A 19,951-nucleotide genomic window follows, 5' to 3' on the forward strand; every position below is an offset into this window, starting at 1 on the left:
CTCTTTCCCTTCCACAGCATTCCGGCTTTGTCCACCGGTCGGCGCTGCTCAGAAAATCAGAACAGCAATCCGTTTTCCTCGAGCGAGCCCACCGTCGCGGGATGCGACGGCAGTTCCGCCATCGCCAGTCGCTTCAGGGCTACCCGATAATCCGAACGCTCCTGTGCGGTAAACCGCGACGGTGCATCCGATGCCTCGTTTGTTTTCTGCTCGTCTCTTACGTCACTCATAGCCATTCCTCCGGCCGTTACATAACGCGAGGCAGTTGCCGGGGTTCCGCCCCTAACTCGGTAAACAGTCCGAAACACCTTGTCTGGAGCATTCCGGCGGCCCTTCTCCGGCAAGATCGGGCCTGATCTTTACAGTACTCTACAACCGTCAAGATAACTGTTTACAAGATTACATTCTGTGAAGATTTGCACCGGATTATGGCTTAACTGGCACAAATACACGGCACGGTTGACTATTCGTTACCGTATATTTCAGCGCGAATATGATCCCGTGTGTACCGATCACGCCCCTGTCAGTGGAAATGCCGCCACCGCGGGTTATCCTTCCGGCCACCGTCAACAGGAGGATACGACCATGAAATTGTCCCGCAGAAACGCACTCATGGCCGGCGCTGCCGCGCCACTGCTCACCGGCCTGTCCGGCCGCACCGTCAGGGCGGAGGCCGAAATGAAGGGCGCCCAGCCGCCAAGCTTCAACCGCTTCACCCTCGGCACAATGGAAGTCACCGCCCTGCTGGCCGGCAATCGCACGGTCGAGGATCCGCAGGGAACATTCGGAATGAACGTGTCGGAAGAAGAATTTGCCGAGGTCTCCGAGGCCAATTTCATTCCGGCAGACAAGACGCAGTTTTTCTTTACCCCCACCCTCGTCAACACCGGGTCGGAACTGATCCTCTTCGATACCGGCCTCTCACCGGAAAGCATCACCGGGCCGCTGGAAGCTGCAGGCTACAGCGCCGATCAGGTCGACACCGTTGTCCTGACGCACATGCACGGCGACCATATCGGGGGCATTGCCTCGGATGCCGGGCCAACATTCGCAAACGCCGCCTACGTAACGGCTGCGCGGGAATTCGATCACTGGAAGACTGCAGGCAACGAGGGGTTCGACGCCAAGGTCGCCCCGCTCGCCGACAGGTTCACCTTCCTGGAGGATGGCGGCAGCGTTACCTCCGGCATTACCGCCATGCTGGCGCCGGGACACACACCGGGCCACACGACCTACATGATCGAGAGCGACGGCGAACAGTTGCTGCTCGCCGCTGATCTAGCCAATCACTACGTCTGGTCGTTGGCCTACCCGGATTGGGAAGTCCGCTTTGACATGGACAAGGCACAGGCCGCCGAATCCCGGCGCAAGGTGCTGGGCATGCTTGCCGCAGACCGCGTGCCGTTCATTGGCTACCACATGCCGTTCCCGGCCCTCGGCTTCGTCGCGGAACGGGATGACGGCTTCCGCTACGTGCCTTCCAGCTACCAGATGATGCTCTGATAACGCAGGGCGTCGGGTACATCCCCGGCGCCCGCCGCCGGCTTTCGTCAGCCGTTGTCGCGCCACCGATTGACGATCGGATAGCGTCGGTCCAACCAGAATGCCTTCTCCGTCAGTCGCGGCCCCGGTGCCGCCTGGAAGCGCTTGTACTCGGAAATGTACAACAGGTGCTCCACCTGCTTCACCGTCTCGCGTTCAAACCCGGCGGCGACAATCTCGGCAACACTGGCGTCTTCTTCGATCAGCATTTCAAGGATCACGTCCAATACCTCATAGGGCGGCAGGCTATCCTCGTCCTTCTGGTCCGGGCGCAGTTCCGCCGAGGGTGGCTTCTCGATCACCGTCACGGGAATCACCTCGCCCTCTGGTCCGGCCATCCAGCTTCGGTGGTTGGCGTTGCGCCAGCGGCATGTTTCGAAGACCCGCGTCTTGTAAAGGTCCTTGATCGGATTGTACCCGCCGGCCATGTCGCCATAGATCGTGGCATAACCCACCGCGACCTCGGATTTATTGCCGGTGGTCAGCAGCATCTCGCCAAACTTGTTGGAAATCGCCATCAGGAACAGCCCGCGCAACCGGCTCTGGATGTTTTCCTCGGTCACACCGGGGTCCGTACCTTCGAACAACGGTGCAAGCGTCTCCAAAATCGCGGCCCGTCCGGCCTTTATCGGCACCGTGTCCAACCGACAGCCGAGCGCCGACGCCACGGCCTCGGCGTCATCCAGCGATCCGTCGCTGGTGTACTCCGAGGGCAGCATTACACATCGCACGTTCTCAGGCCCCAGCGCATCGACAGCGATCGTCGCCACGAGCGCCGAATCAATTCCGCCGGAAAGTCCGAGCAGTACCTTGGAAAAGCCGGATTTGCCGAGATAGTCGCGCAAGCTCTCGACCATCGCGCGGTAATCCTGCTCATACGCGTCGGGCTGTGGTGCCCTCGTGCCCCGTCGGCAGCCCCAACCGTCCGCGTTTCGTTCCATCACTATATGTTCGATGCACTCGTCGAAGGGCGGCAACATCACGGCCAGTTCACCGCCCGGATTCAGCACGAAAGATGCACCATCGAAGATCTGGTCATCCTGCCCGCCGACCATGTTGAGATAGATCAGCGGCACGTCGTTCTCGACCACCCGCGCCACCATGTGACCCATCCGCAAATCCAGCTTGTCGCGATGATAGGGCGATCCGTTGGGCACCAGCAGGAACTCCGCCCCGCTTTCCACCATCGTCTCGGCTACATCCACGTGCCAAGCGTCTTCGCAGATCGGCGTGCCGATGCGGATACCATTGATCTGGAATGGCCCGGAAATTTCCGCGCTCGTATAAAGGCGCTTTTCGTCGAAAACCGCATCATTCGGCAATTCGTGTTTTCGCGCCACGATCTCCGCCGCGCCATCGCGCAGCAGGAAGTAGGCATTATAGTGCCTGTCGTCGTCCCATACCGGCCCGCCGATCAGCAGTGCCGGCCCGTCCCCCAGCCGCGCCGCCAGCTTCTCGACGGCAGCATGGGCATCGTGGGCGAATGCAGGTTTCTTCACCAGATCCTGGATCTGGTAACCGGTGATGAACATCTCCGGCAGTGCTACCAGATCGGAGCCCGCATCCCTGCCCGCTTCCCATGCCGCAAACGCCTTGTCGGAATTTCCCGCCAGATCGCCCACCACCGGGTTGAGCTGCGCAAGCGTAACTTTCAAGCTGTTAGACATGCAGCACTCCCCTTTTCTGCCTGAATGCGGTATAAACGATGGATCGGGGCGGGCAAGGGCGCGACTGCCGCACAAGGGTTGCCCTGTTGCCATTCACTGGCCACATTTGGATATAAAAGACATTGTCATGAAATTTGGTTGCCAATAGTCTCTGCGGCCAAAGGGTTGGATGAGTGAGATCGCGTATCTTTCGTAAATGGGGTGCCGAGCCGCTGTCTGGCCTGTCACCATAGGTGGAACTAGGAAACGCTGTGTTGAACATGAAAAAAATATCGTTTGTTTTGGGTGCAACCCTCGCGAGCACCGTTGCCGCCTCCGCACAGGAAGGTGAAATCCAGACCAAGCAATATGATACCGGCGGCGTCTACACCGGTGAATTCAAGGACGGGAAGCAGCACGGCACGGGCAAGTACACTCTGCCGAACGGCTACGAGTACGAAGGCGACTGGGTCGACGGCCGCATTGAAGGCAACGGCGTCGCGAAGTTCCCCAACGGTTCCGTCTACACCGGCGAATTCGTCAACGGACGTCCCGAAGGTCAGGGCAAGATCGTATTCGCAGATGGCGGCACATATGAAGGCGAATGGCTCGAAGGCAAGATTGGCGGCAAGGGTATCGCTGTCTATGCCAACGGCGTGAAATACGAAGGTGAGTTCGAGAACGCGGTGCACCACGGCACCGGCACGATGACCTCGCCCAATGGCTACGTCTACACCGGCTCCTGGATCAACGGTGTCAAGGACGGCGAAGGCAAGATCACCTATCCCGATGGCGCTATCTACGAGGGTGGAATTGCCCAGGGCGTCCGCGCCGGCACGGGAACGCTGACGATGCCAGACGGTCTCACCTACACCGGCGAATGGTCAGGTGGCCAGATCAACGGCACCGGCACCCTCATCCAGGCGAACGGCGACAAGTACGAAGGTACGCTCGTCAACGGTCAGCGTGAGGGCGAGGGTGTTGCCACCTATGCCTCCGGTGACGTCTACGAAGGCGCGTTCATCGCCGACCAGCGTCATGGTACCGGCGTCTTCACCGGCACGGACGGCTATCGCTACGAGGGCGAATGGGTCGAGGGCCGCATCGAGGGAACCGGCGTCGTCAACTATCCGGACGGCTCCACCTACGAAGGTCAGTTCAAGAACGACGTGGCACACGGCGAAGGCAAGATCACCTATGCCGACGGCTCCTCCTATGAGGGCGGCTGGGTCGATGGCGTCATCGAGGGCAAGGGCATCGCCCGGTACGAGAACGGCCTTGTCTACGAAGGCGAATTCAAGAACGCCCAGAACCACGGCTTCGGCACGATGACCTATCAGGATGGCTTCACCTACTCCGGCCAATGGCAGGAAGGCCTGCGCGACGGCGACGGCACCGCCACCTACGCCGACGGCACCGTCTACGAGGGCAGCTTCGCGCAGGGCCAGCGCGAAGGCACGGGCGTCATCACCATGGCCGACGGCTTCAAGTACGAAGGCGGCTGGAAGGCCGGCGAGATCGACGGTGAAGGTGTTGCCACCTATCCCAACGGCGACCGCTACACCGGTTTCTTCACCAAGGGCCAGCGTCAGGGTCTCGGCAAGATGATCTACGCCTCCGGCGACGAGTACGATGGCTACTGGGCGCGCGGCGAACAGGCTTCCAAGGAAGAGGCCGAAGCCGCCGAAGCGGAAGATCGGTCCAGCGAAAGCAACTGATTCCCGATCATCTATTAATTGCAGAAACAGCCGGGTCGCTCGATCCGGCTGTTTTCGTTCTTGCCATCCTCCATTCGGCCAAAATCCGCCGTCGTCCGATTTCCGCCGAAATCAGGGGGCATTTTGGTGGTTAGCTTGAACGCAACGAAAATCTGCTGTCTCGTCCCGACAATTCCACAAGAGCAGCAAACATCGGAGCAGCCCCCATGCCCCCCCTCCCCACCCGCGGCGACGATTCGATCTACGGCACCGACGATCCTTCCGTCGTCGATCGCCTCACCGGCCTCGAAGGCAACGATTACATCAACGCCGGCGACGGAAATGACTTCGTGTTTGAAGGTGCATGGAACTGGGGTGGCGGCCTCATCGACATGTTCGGCGACATCCCCGAACTCACACCGGGCGAACCGGTGGATTTCGGCGGCGGTGAAGACATACTCGACGGGGGCGCCGGCTTCGATGAACTGAACTATTACGGCTACACCCAGTCGGTCTACATGAACTTCCAGACCAACCGCATCATCCGCAACGGTGAGACCGACATCTTCCGCAATTTCGAATGGGTCGTGCTTTCCGACGCCGATGATGTCGTGATCACCAACGACAACGCCAAGGGCGTCCTGCTTCAGGCCGGAGATGACACGGTAGTCGGCTTCGCCGACATCAGCGAAATCTTCGGCGGCACCGGCATCGACACCGTCGATTGCTCCCAGATGCAGGTTAACATTCTGCTGGACGCCCGCAATGGCATCACCCGGATGGAGGGCGGCTGGGGCGGCACCATCGCCGAGTTCGAGATTTACATCGGCTCACGCAACTACCGAAACACGATCATCACCGATGACGTTTCCTCGACGGTCACCGGCGGGAATGTCCGCGACATCCTGCGCGGCGGCGCCGGCAACGACACGATCAACGGCAAGGGCGGCAACGACACGATCCGCGGCGGCAACGGCAATGATACCCTGCGCGGCGGCGACGGTGACGACAACATGATCGGCGGCGGCGGTCGCAATACCGTTCAGGGCGGCAATGGCGCCGACACGATCCTCAACGAGTCCGCCAATGGCACCATTTCCGGCGGCAACGGCAACGACTTCATCACCAGCAATGGCAACAACAGCACCATCAACGGCGGTGCGCACAACGATACCATCGCAAGCACCGGCGCCGATGTGACGATTGGCGGCGGCAACGGGGCCGATGACATCAGTTCGACCGGCGCAAGGGCCGTCATCCATGGCGGCAACGGCAATGACGTTATCGAGGCCATGGGCACCGGTGCGGAGGTGCGCGGCGGCGGCGGTAACGACGACATCTTCCTCTGGCGCGGGCGTGCCTTCGGCGGTGATGGCGATGATACGATTTCCGTCCACGGCAGCTACAGCGGCAGCACACTCAATCTCGGCGCGGGTGACGATGTCGCCCAGCTTCGCGGCACCGGCAACACCGTCTATGCCGGCTCCGGCGCAGATCTGATCAATGTGCGCGGGCAGGATCATCGCGTCTTCGGCGGTGACGGCGCGGACAGGGTCAACATCGGCACTCGCGGCGGCAACCAGAATCAAACCAATGCCACCGTCCAGGGCAACGGCGGCAACGACAATTTCTTCGTCTTCGCGGGCGCGGATGCCATCCTTGGCGGCGGCGGCGCGGATACCTTCAACTTCTTCACCAACAGCACCAGTCTCACCGGCATTGCCGGTGGCTGGGGTGCCGACCGGTTCAATTTCAACGAATTCGGCAACGACGCCACAGTACGGATATCCGATTTCAACACCGGCATGGACAGGCTCGACATTCGCGGCATCTCCGGCCTCGGGGATCTCGACAGCCTCACGAACCAGAACGGCAACGCCGTCCTGCGCTTCACGCAGGAGAGTCGAACCCTCGATCCCGGTAATGACGTACAGATCACCCTGACATTGGAAGGCGTCGCCGCCGGCACGTTGACGGACGATATCTTCCTCTGACGCACAGGAGGGCGCGCGCAAGCAAGCGTCGCGCCCTCACAGTCCGGCCAGCACCGCGCGCGCGCTGTCCAGTGAGGCTTCCTGCCGGTCTTCGTCCATCCGCTCCCAGGTCCTATACATCTGCCCCATGCGCGGGTTGTCTTCCAGTTTCGCGCGGTTGCGGATCAGGAAATCCCAGTACAGCGGATTGAACGGGCAGGCCCCCTCGCCAGTCTTCTGCTTCACGTCATATTTGCAGCCAGCACAGTGATCGGACATCCGGTCGATATAGACACCGGAAGCCGCGTAAGGCTTGGAGCCGACGACCCCGCCATCGGCGAACTGGCTCATGCCGAACGTATTGGGCAATTCGACCCACTCATAGGCGTCGGCATAGATCGCAAGATACCACTCATGCACAGCCTGCGGGCGCACACCCGCCAACAGCGCAAAAGTACCTGTCACCATCAGCCGTTGAATATGATGGGCATAGCCTTCCCGCAGTGTCTGGCCGATGGCCTCGCGCAGACAGGCCATTTCCGTCTCACCCGTCCAGTAGAAGTCCGGCAGGTCGCGTTCTGCCCCCAGGAAGTTGCCCTCACCATACTCCGGCCCCTTGAGGTCATAGACGCCACGCACGAATTCCCGCCAGCCGAGGATCTGGCGAATGTACCCTTCCACAGCGTTTAGCGGCGCATCCCCCGCTGCGTAAGCCGCCGCCGCCTGCGCGCACAATTCCAACGGGTCCAGAAGGCCGGCATTCAGGTAGACTGACAGCACCGAGTGATACAGAAAGTCTTCGCCTGTCAGCATCGCGTCCTGATAGTCGCCAAACCGCGGCAACGCCTCTTTCATGAATTTGCTTGCAGCACGCCGCGCCCCGCGTCGGTCCACAGCAAACCAGAAATCATTCAGATCTCCCGGATTTTCCGCAAATTCCCGCCTGACCAGCGCCAGCACCTCTTCGGTAATGTCATCATGCGCGTGCCGCATCGGCTTTGGCATGAACAGGTCAGGTTCCGCCGGCTTGCGGTTTTCCTTGTCGTAGTTCCATTCGCCGCCTTCCGGCTCACCGTCTTCCATCAGCAGGCCAGTCTTGCGACGCATCTCGCGGTAGAAATATTCCATCCGCAACTGCTTGCGTCCTTCGGCCCAACCAGCAAATTCCTCCGCGCTGGCGATGAACCGGTCGTCAGGCAGCACCCGAATTTTCACAGGGCAATTTTCCAACGCCTCCCGCAGCCGCCACTCTCCGCACCGGGTTGCCAGCACTTCCTCCGCACCGGTCTCCCGTGTGCGCCGCATCAGCTCCGCGCAAATCGACCGACCCGTCTCCGCATCGTCGTAACGGCTGTAGAGCACCTCCCAGCCATCATCCCTCAACGCCTCGGCGAAGTGCCGCATCGCACTGAAGATGAACGCAATCTTCTTCTTGTGGTGCCAGGCATAACTGGCCTCGTCATGCACCTCCGCCATGACCACCGCATCGCGGCTCCTGTCGGCCTCACGCAGCGCCGACAGATCCATCGTCAACTGGTCGCCCAGCACCAGAACCAGCCGCTTCACCACGCGATCTCCTTGCCGGCCCAATCGTAGAACCCGCCCGAATGTTCCGGTCCCAGCCCCGCCAGTACCCGCAGCAGGTTCCCTGCCGCCTCCTCCGGCGCTACTGAACGGTGTCGTCCGAGGTACTTGCGTGTCAGATCTGTCGCCACCGTGCCGGGATGCAAGGCCACCACCACGGCTTGCCGGTTCCGGCGCCGCAGTTCGACTGCCGCTGTGTGCAGGATCTGGTTCTGCGCCGCCTTTGCCGCCCGGTATCCATACCAGCCGCCGATCCGGTTATCGCCGATGGAACCCACCCGCGCCGAAAGTGACGCGAAAATCGCCGGGCCTTCCTGCCGCAAGAGTGGAGCAAAGTGTTTCAGCAACAGCGCCGGCCCGATGGCGTTGAGTGCAAACTGCGCCGCCATCGCCGCCGGGTTGATATCCGACAGCGCCTTTTCCGGCCCCTGCCCATCGATCTCCAGCGCCCCGGTCGCATCGAAGATCAGGTCAAACGCTCCGGCAACTCCCGCCGCCGCTCGCGCGACGCTGTCCTCGTCTGTCACATCGAGCCCGTCGCGGGAACGGCTCAGCCGCACCAGTTCGCCGGCCTCCAGCGCCGCGCACAATGCCCGGCCAATCCCGCCCGACGCCCCGATCACCAGCACCCGCTTGTCTGAATTTACCTTCATGATCAGCGGAACTAGCGCCCCCGCCGCTCATGGCCAGTACCCGACGGCGAGCGGTGCCGCCGTCGGGGTCGGATCAGGCCTCTTCCGTGCAGTGCGCGGTATCTGCTCCCAGCTTGCGGAGGTCGCCCAGATGCTGGTCCCACCCTGCATCCAACGGCGGAAACAGCGAACCGGCGCCGTCGGGAATATCCGAATGCGTCACCGTCAGCCGTGTGCCCTCCTCGGTTGCCACCAATTCCCAGAGTACCCGCGTCACGGCGCCGTCCAATGCGCCCACTTCGAAGGTCGTCTCCATCAGGCGCGGCGGCTCCCACCGCACAACGTTGCCCCAGACGACGGCGGAGCCGTCTTCCCTCAGCAGCGTGTAGTCCGAGCCGGCGGCAAGATCGGCCTTCACCCTGTTCCACCATTTGTCGAGATTTTCCTTCCGGGTCAGAAAATCCCATACCACCTCCACCGGCGCCTTGATGAAGACAGTCTTCACCATTTCCAGTGTCTTCGTCTCAACCATCGCGTCCATGCTCCATCTCCTTTTCCACTTCTGCTTTCAACCGTGCCAGCCGGACATCCCAGTAGCGATCCAGGTCCGTCAGCCAGCCCTTTACCGCGCGCAATCCCTCGGGTCGAAAGCGGTTCACCCGCTCCCGACCGCGCACTTCCACGCGGATCAGGTCTCCTTCTTCCAGCACCTTCAGGTGCTTCTTCACCGCCGGGCGGGTCATCGCAAAGTTCTCTGCAACCCGCCCGATCGTCATGTCCTCCTCCGCCAACAGCGCCAGAATCGCCCTTCGCGTCGGGTCTGCCAGGGCGCGAAACGCACCCTCGCCTGCCATGTTCATACCGTCATTTTCCCTTCATGAAACCTTTTGGTACTCTTTAATTAGATACCATTTGGTTTCATGGCAAGGTTTTTTCGCAAGTTTCGCGGCTTTTTTCTTGGCCCCTCCCCGCAGCGGCCCTATAACAAGCCCCATGTTCAGCGCCAGCACCCTACGTCTAACCGGTCTCCTTACACGCCCCTGAGCGTGCCGGGACACGGTGCGCGCGCTCAGGGGAGCACGTCCGCACCGCCCAACCAAAGCTGACAGGACATACCCATGACCAACCGAGTCCAGATATTCGACACCACCTTGCGTGACGGCGAGCAGAGCCCCGGCGCAACCATGACCCTCAAGGAAAAGCTGGAGATCGCCACACTCCTCGACGAGATGGGCGTCGACATCATCGAAGCCGGCTTTCCAATCGCGTCCGAAGGCGATTTCGAGGCCGTAAGCAAGATTTCAGCCCAGACGCAAAACGCTGTCATTTGCGGCCTCTCCCGCGCCAACATAGCCGATATTGACCGCTGCTGGGATGCGGTGAAACACGCCAAACGCCCGCGCATTCACACATTCATCGGCACCTCCCCGCTTCACCGCGAATTTCAGGTGAAGCTCGACAAGGAGGCGATGGCCGAAAAGATCCACGCCACCGTCTCACACGCCCGCAACCTCTGCGACAACGTGCAGTGGTCGCCGATGGACGCCACCCGGACCGAGGATGATTACCTCGCCCGCGTGTGCGAAATCGCCATCAAGGCTGGGGCGACCACAATTAACATTCCCGATACCGTCGGCTACACCGCGCCGCGCGAAAGCGCCGACATCATCCGTATGTTGCTGGAACGTGTGCCCGGCATGGACGAAATCGTCATCGCTACCCATTGTCACAACGATCTCGGCATGGCGACCGCCAACTCCCTCGCGGCAGTCGAGGCGGGCGCGCGTCAGATCGAATGCACGATCAACGGTCTCGGTGAGCGCGCGGGCAACACTGCGCTCGAGGAAGTCGTGATGGCCATGAAGGTCCGTCACGACATCATGCCCTATGACACCGGCGTCGATACTCGCAAGATCATGGCCATCTCCCGCCGCGTCGCGTCCGTCTCCGGCTTCGCCGTGCAGTACAACAAAGCCATCGTCGGCAAGAACGCCTTCGCCCACGAGTCCGGCATCCATCAGGACGGCATGCTGAAACACGCAGGCACGTTCGAGATCATGTCGCCGGAAGATGTTGGCCTGACAGAATCCAACCTCGTCATGGGCAAGCATTCCGGCCGCGCCGCCCTCCGCTCCAAGCTGGAGGCACTGGGCTTCCAGTTGGGAGACAACCAGCTCAATGACGTCTTCGTCCGCTTCAAGGCGCTGGCCGATCGCAAGAAGGAAATCTACGACGAAGATCTGCTCGCCATGATGGCCGATAGCACCACCAGCGCTGGCCACGATCATATTCGCGTCAAGTTCCTGCGCGTGATCTGCGGAACCGAAGCACCGCAGAGCGCCGATCTGACACTGACGATCGACGGCACCGACCACCAGATCACCAGCCAGGGCGACGGACCTGTCGACGCGACCTTCAACGCCATCAACAAGCTTTTCCCGCACGAGGCGGAACTGCAACTCTATCAGGTTCATGCCGTTACCGAGGGCACGGACGCGCAAGCCACAGTTTCTGTCCGGATGGAAGAGAAAGGCCGCATCGTCACTGGCCAGGCGTCGGAAACGGACACCGTCGTCGCCTCCGCAAAGGCCTATGTCAACGCACTCAACAAACTCGTCGTCCGCCGCACGCGTGAGGTCGAGAATGCGATGGAGGCGTCGGCAGGTTGATCTGGTCCGGCCGGGCGCCTGCCCTTGGCAAAGCCCGGCCCGCTCTTCAAGGGATCCATCCACATGACCGAGCGCACCGTCTCGATCCGCGCCTTTGAGCCGGAGGACATAGACGCCATCACCGCCATCCTGAATTTGCCCGGAACGCTTTCGGGCACCATGCAATTTCCCTTCAGATCGGTCGCCGAACGCGCCGAACGGCTCACCGGTTATCGCCCGGAGCTCTACCTCGTTGTGGAGAAATGCGGCGGGGTTGTCGGCTTCCTGACGCTGGACAGATACAAAGGGCGGCGCGGCCATTGCGCCGGGCTCGGCCTGTCCGTGCATGACGATCACATTGGTCAGGGCGTTGGCTCTGCACTCATGGGCGCCGGACTCGACAGTGCCGACAATTGGCTAGGCATCCATCGGCTCGAACTTGACGTCTTCGTCGATAATACTCGCGCTGTAGCACTCTACGAGCGGTTCGGCTTTGACGGCGAAGGCGTCGCACGTGCGCGTGGATTACGCGCGGGTCGCTATGTTGATACGCTCTCCATGGCCCGTCTCCGCCCCGGCTGCCCCCCCGCCGCAATGCGTAACTGACGCTTACGATCGGCCGCACGGGCCTCCAGCTCACAGGTCAGAATTCCCTCCTGACGCACGTGCAGGCATGATGTGTCGGCTAAGTCAAAGTCTCAGGTGCGGGGTACGCCGTTGGCGTCGTATCCCGCATCTTCCAGAAGATCGGTCCGCTCAATAGCCCGCAGGTGGACGGCCAGTGCCTCCCAGTTCGACACCCGCTCCGCCAGCGTGCTGGCAGATTGCGGCAACATCTGGCTGGACAGTTCCTCTGCCTTCGCCTCCGATCCCAGAAACGCCAGCAGCCTGTTCAGCGGCTCCGCCTGCAATGTCTCCCGGTAGTCTATGTCGAAGGTTTCGATACCTTCGTCCTTGCGCAACTCTCGGCATATCCGCCGGTGGCGGTTCGTGAAGCCGATCGCGTCCTGCACATGTTTCGGCAGGATCTCCACCTTCTGCTCCCGCAGTGGCTGACCTTCCCGACGCACATACTGCCCCGTCATCTGTGCAGCCACATGCGACACGCAGACTTCCAGCAGCGCCCGCTGCAACAGCACCACTCGGTATCGGCCGGAGAACAGCGCCTTACGCAGGAATTTCCGACCGTCGAGATGCCGCGGAAACAGCTTGAACCCTGTCGCAGCGGGTTTGTTCCGGTCCGCCAATGTATTCAACAGTTCCTCGCCGCGCGCGTCCCTCGCCTCGACTTCCCCCCGTTTCAGTCCGACATCCGCCAATACCTCGGGCGGCAACTCAACCGACTTGCCCTTGTAGATCTCCCCGTAGCACACCAGATCCGGGGCCGAGTTCAGCAGGCTCACGAGGTTGTAGGAGCCGGTCCGTATGGTCGCGGCGATGATGAAGGGACGGCCCCTTTCGGCCGCGAATTCGCCATTTGAACCTGACACCCCATTGCTCATTTCACCACTGCTCCTCGATTCCCATCGGCAGATCGCCGCTGATTTTCCGCGTTTTCGCAGGCTGCAATCCATTCATCTCAAATTGACACGCGATTACGCAACTTCAACCCTGATTCAGCCTGCGTGCACCCCTTTACGGCCCATTTGGGGCGGGATATGAACGCTCAATGGCAGTGATGGGCCAATAATCCCAGACAAACAAGCAGGCACAAGGGCGACAGAGTATGTTCGGAGCACTTAGAAGCTTCATTTCAGCGGATATGGCAATCGACCTCGGGACAGCCAACACCCTCGTCTACGTCAAGGGCAAGGGCATCATCCTGAACGAGCCATCGGTCGTCGCCTACAAGACGAAAGACGGCAAGAAGGAGGTGCTGGCGGTCGGCGAAGACGCCAAGCTAATGCTTGGCCGCACCCCCGGCTCCATCGAGGCAATCCGCCCGATGCGCGATGGCGTGATCGCCGACTTCGGCGTCGCCGAGGAGATGATCAAGCACTTCATCCGCAAGGTCCACAAGGCCGGCAACTGGGCCAAGCCCAAGGTCATCGTCTGCGTCCCCTACGGCGCCACCCCGGTGGAAAAACGCGCCATACGCGACAGCGTCCGCCAAGCTGGCGCCAAGAAGGTCGGCCTGCTGGCCGAACCCATCGCCGCCGCCATCGGTGCCGGCATGCCGATCACCGACCCCACAGGCAACATGGTCGTCGACATCGGCGGCGGCACCACCGAGGTCGCCGTCCTCTCGCTGGGTGATATCGTCTACGCACGCTCCGTTCGCGTCGGCGGCGACCGCATGGACGAGGCAATTATTTCCTACCTCCGCCGCCAGCATAACCTCCTGGTCGGCGACACCACGGCCGAGCGGATCAAGACCTCCATCGGCACCGCCCGCATGCCCGACGACGGCCGCGGCCAGGTGATGGAGATCCGCGGCCGCGACCTGCTGAACGGCGTGCCCAAGGAAACCGAGGTCACCCAGGCGCAGGTCGCCGAAGCCCTCGCCGAGCCGGTGCAGCAGATCTGCGAGGCCGTGATGACGGCGCTCGAATCCACGCCCCCCGATCTCGCCGCCGACATCGTCGACCGCGGCGTCATGCTTACCGGCGGCGGCGCCCTCCTCGGCGACCTCGACCTCGCCCTGCGGGAGCAGACGGGCCTCGCCATCTCCGTTGCCGACGAGACGCTGAACTGTGTCGCCCTCGGCACGGGCAAATCTCTCGAATATGAACAGCAGCTGTTGCATGTTATAGATTTCGGGAGCTGAGAGAGCGAGGCAGTGAAACGGCATGGCCAAGGGCGACGATCAGGTCTCCGCCATGTGGCGCACCATCCGCCGGATCCTGATAACCGGGATCTCGGTGCTTCTGCTTGCCCTGTTCCTGCTCTGGCGCATCGACAACCCGCGGGTTGAGAACATCCGCATCGCCATTCTCGACCGCGTCGTACCCAACGTCGAATGGTCGCTGAACCCGATCACCTATCTCAATCGGATGATCGGCGATTACCAGACGATGGAAGAAGTTTACGCCCAGAACCGCGAACTCCGCCGTGAGTTGCAGCGGATGAAGGGTTGGCGAGAGGCCGCCCTCCAGCTGGAGGAGAAGAATGCACGCCTCCGCGCCCTCAACAACGTCCGCCTCTCGCCCCGCCTCCGTTTCGTTGCCGGAGAGGTGATCGCAGACAGCGGCAGCCCCTTCCGCCAGTCCGGCCTGCTGAACATCGGCCGCATCGACGGCGTGAAGGATGGCTGGGCAGTGGTCGATGGCCTGGGCCTTGTCGGCCGTATTTCCGGCGTCGGCGAAAGCACCAGCCGCGTTATCCTGCTGACAGACATCAATGCCCGCGTCCCGGCGATCATGCCCGAATCCGGCCAGCGCGCCCTCGTCTCCGGAGACAATACCAACGCGCCCTTGCTCGAATTCGTTGAAGACACGGAGACAGTGCGTCCCGGCGACAGAGTCATGACATCGGGTGACGGCGGTCTCTTTCCCGCCGACATCCTGATCGGCACCGTCGCCGCCGGGCCGGACGGCCGCCTCCGCGTCCGTCTCGCTGCCGACTACCGCCGCCTCGAATTCATCCGCGTCCTGCGGGAGGCCCCGACGGAGGAGATTGTTGGCCCCGGTGCGCTGATCACGCCCCCCCAGCCTGCCGACGCCCTTGAATCGATCGAGGAGAGCAACGCAGGGGAGCAGACACAATGAAGAACGCCGCTCTCCAGTCCGTCCTGTTCACGCTGATCGCCGCGACAATCACCTTTCTCCACCTGTTGCCACTGGAGCTGCGGGCCGACGCGGGAGTCTGGCCCGACCTGCTCTTTGCCCTCGCCGCGGCATGGGTGCTCCGCCGACCGGACAGCACACCCGTGGCTCTGATCATCGCGATATTCCTGGCCGCCGACTTCATCCTGTCACGCCCGCCCGGCCTCTGGACGTTTCTGGTACTCATGGCCACCGAGTTCCTGCGCGTGCAGTCGCGCGGTCACCATGAGCGGCCATTCCTGTTCGAATGGATCACCTTTGCCGCCGTTTTCGCTGTGATGCTGCTCGTTCAGTCCCTGATGCTGGCGCTGGCTCTGGTGCCGAACCCGCCGACAGGCCGGATGCTCACCCAGTACGGCCTTACCGTGGGCCTCTACCCGCTCGTCACGTTCACGCTCTACGGCATCCTTCGCGTCCGCGCCCCAGCTGCGGAACATCGCGGCCTCGGAGGTGTGGCATGAGGCGCCCGAACCCAGCTTCCGCCGCCAACATCACCCGTCGCGGCCTTATGTTGCTCGGCATCCAGGGCCTCGCCGTCGGCGGTCTCGGCTACCGGATGCGCCAGTTGCAGGTCGAACAGGCCGACAAGTTCCTGCTGCTGGCCGAAGAGAACCGGATCAACATCCGCCTGCTACCGCCCGCCCGCGGCCTGATTTTCGACCGCAACGGCAAACCCATCGCCGTCAACCAGCAGAACTACCGCGTGACCATCGTCCGTGAACAGGCCGGCGATCTGGAAGAGACACTCTACAACCTCGCCCGCCTCATCCCGCTGCCGCCCGACCGGCAGGAGAAGATTTTGAAGGAGTTGCGTCAGCGGTCCGCTTTCGTACCGGTAACCGTCACCGAGCACCTGACGTGGGAGGAAATCGCCCGCATCGCCGCCAACGCCCCCGCGCTCCCCGGTGTCACCACCGAGGTCGGCCTGACACGCTATTACCCGGAACTGAAGGATTTCGCCCACATCGTCGGTTATGTCGGCCCGGTCAGTGACCGGGACCTGAACAATGTCGAAGACGCCGATCCGCTGCTGCAAATTCCCGATTTCCAGATCGGCAAGACCGGCATCGAACAGAGAATGGAGCGCGACCTGCGCGGCGGCGCCGGCAACTCCCGCATCGAGGTCAATGCCGCCGGCCGCGTCATGCGCGAACTCCAACGCACTGAAGGCACCGCCGGACAGGACCTGCACCTGACTCTCGACAAGGATCTTCAGCGATACGCACTGGAGCGGATGGCCGGCCAGAGTTCCGCCGCCGTCGTGCTCGACGTGAACACCGGCGATATTCTCGTCTCCGCCTCCTCTCCCAGCTTCGATCCGAACTCCTTTGTCTTCGGCATTTCCAGCGGCGATTGGAACCAGTTGCTGAACGATCCTTATCGCCCGCTGTCCAACAAAGCGGTCTCTGGTGCCTATCCACCGGGTTCCACCTTCAAGATGGTGGTGGCGCTGGCCGCGCTCGATGCAGGTGTGATCGGCCCGGAAGAAACCGTCTACTGCCCCGGCTTCTATCAACTCGGTAAGCGTCGTTTCCATTGCTGGCGGCGTGGTGGCCATGGCCACACCAATCTCAACGAGAGCCTGCAATTCTCCTGCGACGTCTACTACTACGATGTCGCCCGCCGCGTCGGCATCGAGCGGATCAGCGCCATGGCCAACCGCCTCGGTATCGGCATCCGCCACGATCTGCCGCTGCCCGCGATCACCGAGGGCCTGACCCCGACCAAGGACTGGAAGCAGCGCGTCCATGACAAGGCATGGCTCGTCGGCGATACGCTGAACTCCGGCATCGGCCAGGGCTTCACCCTCGCCAGCCCGCTGCAACTCGCCCTGATGACAGCCCGCATCGCCAGCGGTCGCAGCATCGTGCCCCGCATCATCCGCGCCGTTGAAGGCAAGCCGGAACCGGCGCCGGAAGCGCCGGACCTCGGTCTCTCGGATGTCCACCTCAACTATGTCCGTCGAGGCATGTACGATGTCGTCAACGCCCAGCGCGGCACCGCTCGTCGTTCCCGCATCACCGACCCGGAAAACCGCATGGCCGGCAAGACCGGCACCAGCCAGGTACGTATCATCACGGCCGAGGAACGTGCGCGCGGTGTCTTCAAGAACGAGGATCTGCCGTGGGAGCGGCGCGATCACGCGCTTTTTGTCAGTTTCGCGCCCTACACCAACCCTCGTTATGCCAGCGCCGTGATCGTGGAGCACGGCGGCGGCGGCTCCACCGCGGCGGCCCCGATCGCACGCGACATCATGATGCGCTGTCTCTATGGACCTGCCCCCCCGCTGGAGGCATACCCAGCCGAGGAACGCGACAAGATCAGGACGTTGCGCGAAAGCACGCCCCCCGAAGCCAGCGACAGCCCCGCACCGGGCAGCGATCGCGCATGACCTTCCTCGATCAGGCCAACCGCGGCATTCCCTCGGGCTTTGCCAAGATCCTGCACATGAACTGGGCGCTGACGCTGCTGCTCTGCACCATCGCGTCCGTTGGTTTCCTGATGCTCTACTCCGTCGCCGGCGGGTCCTTCTCGCCCTGGGCGGAGCCGCAGATCGTCCGCTTTGCCATGGGCCTTGCCGCGATGTTTGCCGTCGGCATGATCCACATCCGCTTCTGGCGCGGCATGGCCCCCATCGCCTATGTCGGCGGCCTCGTTCTCCTGCTGGTCGTGGAATTTTTCGGCTCCGTCGGCATGGGCGCCCAGCGCTGGATCGACCTCGGTTTCATCATGCTCCAGCCCTCGGAACTGATGAAGGTCGCGCTGGTGATGATGCTGGCACTCTATTATGACTGGCTCCCGCGAGAGAAGGTCTCCCGCCCGTTCTGGGTGGCAATCCCGCTGGTACTGACGCTCATCCCCATGGGGCTGGTCCTCCAACAGCCAGACCTCGGCACCTCGATCCTGCTGGCGGCCGGCTCCGGCGTGGTCATGTTTCTTGCCGGCGTGTCGATCTGGTATTTCATTGCCGCCATCTCCGGCGGTGTCGGGCTGGTCACCGTCGTGCTGGAAAGCCGGGGCACCTCCTGGCAGATCCTCAAGGACTATCAGTACCGCCGCATCGAGACTTTCCTCGACCCGTCGCTCGACCCACTCGGTTCGGGCTACCACATCACCCAGTCGAAGATCGCGCTCGGCTCAGGCGGCCTTTCCGGGCGCGGCTTCATGGAAGGCACGCAAACCCGCCTGAACTTCCTCCCCGAGAAACACACCGACTTCATCTTCACGACCCTGGCCGAGGAGTTCGGCTTCGTCGGCTCCGTTTCGCTGCTGACGCTTTACCTTTTGGTGATCGTTTTCTGTTTGGTGTCAGCCATGCGCAACCGTGACCGCTTCGGCGCACTCCTGACCGGCGGAATCGCCGCCACATTCTTCTTCTTCTTCGCCGTCAACATGGCGATGGTGATGGGTCTCATTCCCGTCGTCGGCGTGCCACTGCCGCTCGTCTCCTACGGGGGCTCGGCGATGCTCGTCCTCATGGCCGCCTTCGGCCTGATCCAGTCCGCACATATTCACAGGCCAAGATGACCATCGAAATTCTCTATGACGCAAACCCACGTGAGTGGCCTGCCTACAAACAGGCAATACCCGCAGCGCTCAAGGCACGGGGCATAGATCACAACTTCAGCCGCGCCGTTCTGCCGTCCGATGCGGATTACGTCGTCTACTCGCCGTCGGGGGGCATCCACGACTTTACCCCCTTCACCCGCGCTCGCGCCATTGTCTCCCTCTGGGCCGGGGTGGAAAAAATCGTCGGCAACGAAACCCTCACCCAACCACTCACCCGCATGATCGACCCGGGGCTGACACAGGGCATGATCGAATGGGTCACAGGCCATGTCCTGCGCTATCACCTCGGCATGGATGTTCACCTCGCCAGTCAGTCGGGCGACGTCTGGGCGGAGGACGTGATCCCACCCCTGGCCTCCGAACGTCCGGTCTCCATCCTCGGGCTTGGCGCTCTCGGCGCCGCATGCGGCCAGTCCCTCGCCCGCCTCGGCTTTCCCGTTATGGGATGGAGCCGCAGCCACAAGTCCATTCCCGGCATCGCCTGCACATCCGGTGCCAACGGCCTGAAGAAATGCCTGCAGGGTGCGGAAATCCTGATCCTGCTGCTGCCGGAAACGCGCGAAACCCACAATATCCTGAATGCCCAGACGCTGAAGCTCATGCCCCAGGGTGCCCGTATCCTGAATCCCGGCCGCGGCGGCCTCATCAACGATGATGCCCTTCTCGCGGCGCTCGACAGCGGCCAGATTGCCCACGCCACGCTCGATGTCTTCCGGGAAGAACCGCTGCCGAAACCGCACCCTTACTGGGCGCATCCGCAGGTCACCGTCACGCCGCATATCGCATCGGCCACCCGCACCAGCACTGCCGCCATCGCCGCCGCCGAAACCATCGCCGCGTTTGAGCGGGGCGAGACGCCACCCAATCTGGTGGATCGCAACCTCGGCTACTGACC

18 protein-coding genes are annotated in these 19,951 nt (G+C 62.2%); 11 read left to right on the top strand and 7 right to left on the bottom strand.

What is annotated here, in order from left to right:
• Window positions 1-56: 56 nt before the first annotated feature.
• Window positions 57-230, bottom strand: a complete 174-nt coding sequence (locus tag GO499_RS09935; RefSeq protein ID WP_161862046.1) for a hypothetical protein — start codon at window positions 228-230, stop codon at window positions 57-59.
• Window positions 231-585: 355 nt separating this feature from the next.
• Between GO499_RS09935 and GO499_RS09940 the strand changes: the two genes are divergently transcribed.
• Entirely contained in the window at window positions 586-1,503 is a 918-nt protein-coding gene (locus GO499_RS09940) for an MBL fold metallo-hydrolase (protein WP_161862047.1), read from the top strand.
• Window positions 1,504-1,550: 47 nt separating this feature from the next.
• Here the strand turns inward: GO499_RS09940 and GO499_RS09945 are convergent, their stop codons facing one another.
• Window positions 1,551-3,209, bottom strand: a complete 1,659-nt coding sequence (locus GO499_RS09945) for an NAD+ synthase (RefSeq protein WP_161862048.1) — start codon at window positions 3,207-3,209, stop codon at window positions 1,551-1,553.
• 260 nt (window positions 3,210-3,469) lie between these two features.
• Here GO499_RS09945 and GO499_RS09950 point away from each other — a divergent pair, with 260 nt between their 5' ends.
• Together GO499_RS09950 and GO499_RS09955 are read left to right on the top strand one after the other, a co-directional pair.
• On the top strand, window positions 3,470-4,906 hold the full coding sequence (locus tag GO499_RS09950) for an MORN repeat-containing protein (RefSeq protein WP_161863911.1): 1,437 nt from the start codon (window positions 3,470-3,472) through the stop codon (window positions 4,904-4,906).
• Window positions 4,907-5,112: 206 nt separating this feature from the next.
• Window positions 5,113-6,879 (top strand): calcium-binding protein, encoded by a 1,767-nt coding sequence (locus tag GO499_RS09955; protein ID WP_161862049.1) that lies wholly within the window; start codon window positions 5,113-5,115, stop codon window positions 6,877-6,879.
• 36 nt (window positions 6,880-6,915) lie between these two features.
• Here the strand turns inward: GO499_RS09955 and GO499_RS09960 are convergent, their stop codons facing one another.
• The 4 genes from GO499_RS09960 to GO499_RS09975 form a co-directional block, all read right to left on the bottom strand.
• Window positions 6,916-8,427, bottom strand: a complete 1,512-nt coding sequence (locus tag GO499_RS09960; protein WP_161862050.1) for a cryptochrome/photolyase family protein — start codon at window positions 8,425-8,427, stop codon at window positions 6,916-6,918.
• Window positions 8,421-9,095, bottom strand: a complete 675-nt coding sequence (locus tag GO499_RS09965; RefSeq protein WP_161862051.1) for an SDR family NAD(P)-dependent oxidoreductase — start codon at window positions 9,093-9,095, stop codon at window positions 8,421-8,423. Before GO499_RS09965 ends, GO499_RS09960 begins: the two co-directional genes overlap by 7 nt.
• 73 nt (window positions 9,096-9,168) lie before the next feature.
• Window positions 9,169-9,615 (bottom strand): SRPBCC family protein, encoded by a 447-nt coding sequence (locus GO499_RS09970; RefSeq protein ID WP_161862052.1) that lies wholly within the window; start codon window positions 9,613-9,615, stop codon window positions 9,169-9,171.
• Window positions 9,599-9,934 (bottom strand): ArsR/SmtB family transcription factor, encoded by a 336-nt coding sequence (locus tag GO499_RS09975; protein WP_161862053.1) that lies wholly within the window; start codon window positions 9,932-9,934, stop codon window positions 9,599-9,601. Before GO499_RS09975 ends, GO499_RS09970 begins: the two co-directional genes overlap by 17 nt.
• A 258-nt stretch (window positions 9,935-10,192) precedes the next feature.
• On the opposite strand from GO499_RS09975, the gene GO499_RS09980 reads away from it, so the two are divergent.
• Window positions 10,193-11,743 carry a 2-isopropylmalate synthase gene (locus GO499_RS09980; protein ID WP_161862054.1) on the top strand — a complete coding sequence of 517 codons (1,551 nt, stop codon included), beginning with the start codon at window positions 10,193-10,195 and terminating at the stop codon, window positions 11,741-11,743.
• Window positions 11,744-11,806: 63 nt separating this feature from the next.
• Window positions 11,807-12,328 (top strand): GNAT family N-acetyltransferase, encoded by a 522-nt coding sequence (locus GO499_RS09985; RefSeq protein ID WP_161862055.1) that lies wholly within the window; start codon window positions 11,807-11,809, stop codon window positions 12,326-12,328.
• A 92-nt stretch (window positions 12,329-12,420) separates the two neighbouring features.
• On the opposite strand, the gene GO499_RS09990 is transcribed toward GO499_RS09985, so the two are convergent.
• Window positions 12,421-13,224 carry a hypothetical protein gene (locus GO499_RS09990; RefSeq protein WP_161862056.1) on the bottom strand — a complete coding sequence of 268 codons (804 nt, stop codon included), beginning with the start codon at window positions 13,222-13,224 and terminating at the stop codon, window positions 12,421-12,423.
• Window positions 13,225-13,448: 224 nt separating this feature from the next.
• Between GO499_RS09990 and GO499_RS09995 the strand changes: the two genes are divergently transcribed.
• From GO499_RS09995 to GO499_RS10020, 6 genes are read left to right on the top strand one after another with little or no spacing between them, the layout of a single operon-like run.
• A complete protein-coding gene (locus GO499_RS09995; RefSeq protein WP_161862057.1) occupies window positions 13,449-14,489 on the top strand; it encodes a rod shape-determining protein in 1,041 nt (346 codons plus the stop codon).
• A gap of 22 nt (window positions 14,490-14,511) precedes the next feature.
• A complete protein-coding gene (gene mreC, locus GO499_RS10000) occupies window positions 14,512-15,429 on the top strand; it encodes a rod shape-determining protein MreC (protein WP_161862058.1) in 918 nt (305 codons plus the stop codon).
• The gene (locus tag GO499_RS10005; protein ID WP_161862059.1) at window positions 15,426-15,947 is read left to right on the top strand and encodes a rod shape-determining protein MreD; all 522 of its coding nucleotides are present in this window, start codon (window positions 15,426-15,428) and stop codon (window positions 15,945-15,947) included. Before mreC ends, GO499_RS10005 begins: the two co-directional genes overlap by 4 nt.
• The gene (mrdA, locus tag GO499_RS10010; protein ID WP_161862060.1) at window positions 15,944-17,878 is read left to right on the top strand and encodes a penicillin-binding protein 2; all 1,935 of its coding nucleotides are present in this window, start codon (window positions 15,944-15,946) and stop codon (window positions 17,876-17,878) included. The genes GO499_RS10005 and mrdA overlap by 4 nt, the downstream gene beginning before the upstream one ends.
• Window positions 17,875-19,014, top strand: a complete 1,140-nt coding sequence (rodA, locus tag GO499_RS10015; protein WP_161862061.1) for a rod shape-determining protein RodA — start codon at window positions 17,875-17,877, stop codon at window positions 19,012-19,014. The genes mrdA and rodA overlap by 4 nt, the downstream gene beginning before the upstream one ends.
• The gene (locus GO499_RS10020; RefSeq protein WP_161862062.1) at window positions 19,011-19,949 is read left to right on the top strand and encodes a 2-hydroxyacid dehydrogenase; all 939 of its coding nucleotides are present in this window, start codon (window positions 19,011-19,013) and stop codon (window positions 19,947-19,949) included. The genes rodA and GO499_RS10020 overlap by 4 nt, the downstream gene beginning before the upstream one ends.
• Window positions 19,950-19,951: the final 2 nt, after the last annotated feature.

Source organism: Algicella marina, from assembly GCF_009931615.1.
GTDB classification, from domain to species: Bacteria; Pseudomonadota; Alphaproteobacteria; order Rhodobacterales; family Rhodobacteraceae; genus Algicella; species Algicella marina.

Bases quoted from the DNA above. Each gene is read 5' to 3' on its own strand.
- GO499_RS09935 (WP_161862046.1), bottom strand. From the start codon at position 230: ATGAGTGACGTAAGAGACGAGCAGAAAACAAACGAGGCATCGGATGCA.
- GO499_RS09940 (WP_161862047.1), top strand. From the start codon at position 586: ATGAAATTGTCCCGCAGAAACGCACTCATGGCCGGCGCTGCCGCGCCA.
- GO499_RS09945 (WP_161862048.1), bottom strand. From the start codon at position 3,209: ATGTCTAACAGCTTGAAAGTTACGCTTGCGCAGCTCAACCCGGTGGTG.
- GO499_RS09950 (WP_161863911.1), top strand. From the start codon at position 3,470: ATGAAAAAAATATCGTTTGTTTTGGGTGCAACCCTCGCGAGCACCGTT.
- GO499_RS09955 (WP_161862049.1), top strand. From the start codon at position 5,113: ATGCCCCCCCTCCCCACCCGCGGCGACGATTCGATCTACGGCACCGAC.
- GO499_RS09965 (WP_161862051.1), bottom strand. From the start codon at position 9,095: ATGAAGGTAAATTCAGACAAGCGGGTGCTGGTGATCGGGGCGTCGGGC.
- GO499_RS09970 (WP_161862052.1), bottom strand. From the start codon at position 9,615: ATGGACGCGATGGTTGAGACGAAGACACTGGAAATGGTGAAGACTGTC.
- GO499_RS09975 (WP_161862053.1), bottom strand. From the start codon at position 9,934: ATGAACATGGCAGGCGAGGGTGCGTTTCGCGCCCTGGCAGACCCGACG.
- GO499_RS09980 (WP_161862054.1), top strand. From the start codon at position 10,193: ATGACCAACCGAGTCCAGATATTCGACACCACCTTGCGTGACGGCGAG.
- GO499_RS09985 (WP_161862055.1), top strand. From the start codon at position 11,807: ATGACCGAGCGCACCGTCTCGATCCGCGCCTTTGAGCCGGAGGACATA.
- GO499_RS09990 (WP_161862056.1), bottom strand. From the start codon at position 13,224: ATGAGCAATGGGGTGTCAGGTTCAAATGGCGAATTCGCGGCCGAAAGG.
- GO499_RS09995 (WP_161862057.1), top strand. From the start codon at position 13,449: ATGTTCGGAGCACTTAGAAGCTTCATTTCAGCGGATATGGCAATCGAC.
- mreC (WP_161862058.1), top strand. From the start codon at position 14,512: ATGGCCAAGGGCGACGATCAGGTCTCCGCCATGTGGCGCACCATCCGC.
- GO499_RS10005 (WP_161862059.1), top strand. From the start codon at position 15,426: ATGAAGAACGCCGCTCTCCAGTCCGTCCTGTTCACGCTGATCGCCGCG.
- mrdA (WP_161862060.1), top strand. From the start codon at position 15,944: ATGAGGCGCCCGAACCCAGCTTCCGCCGCCAACATCACCCGTCGCGGC.
- rodA (WP_161862061.1), top strand. From the start codon at position 17,875: ATGACCTTCCTCGATCAGGCCAACCGCGGCATTCCCTCGGGCTTTGCC.
- GO499_RS10020 (WP_161862062.1), top strand. From the start codon at position 19,011: ATGACCATCGAAATTCTCTATGACGCAAACCCACGTGAGTGGCCTGCC.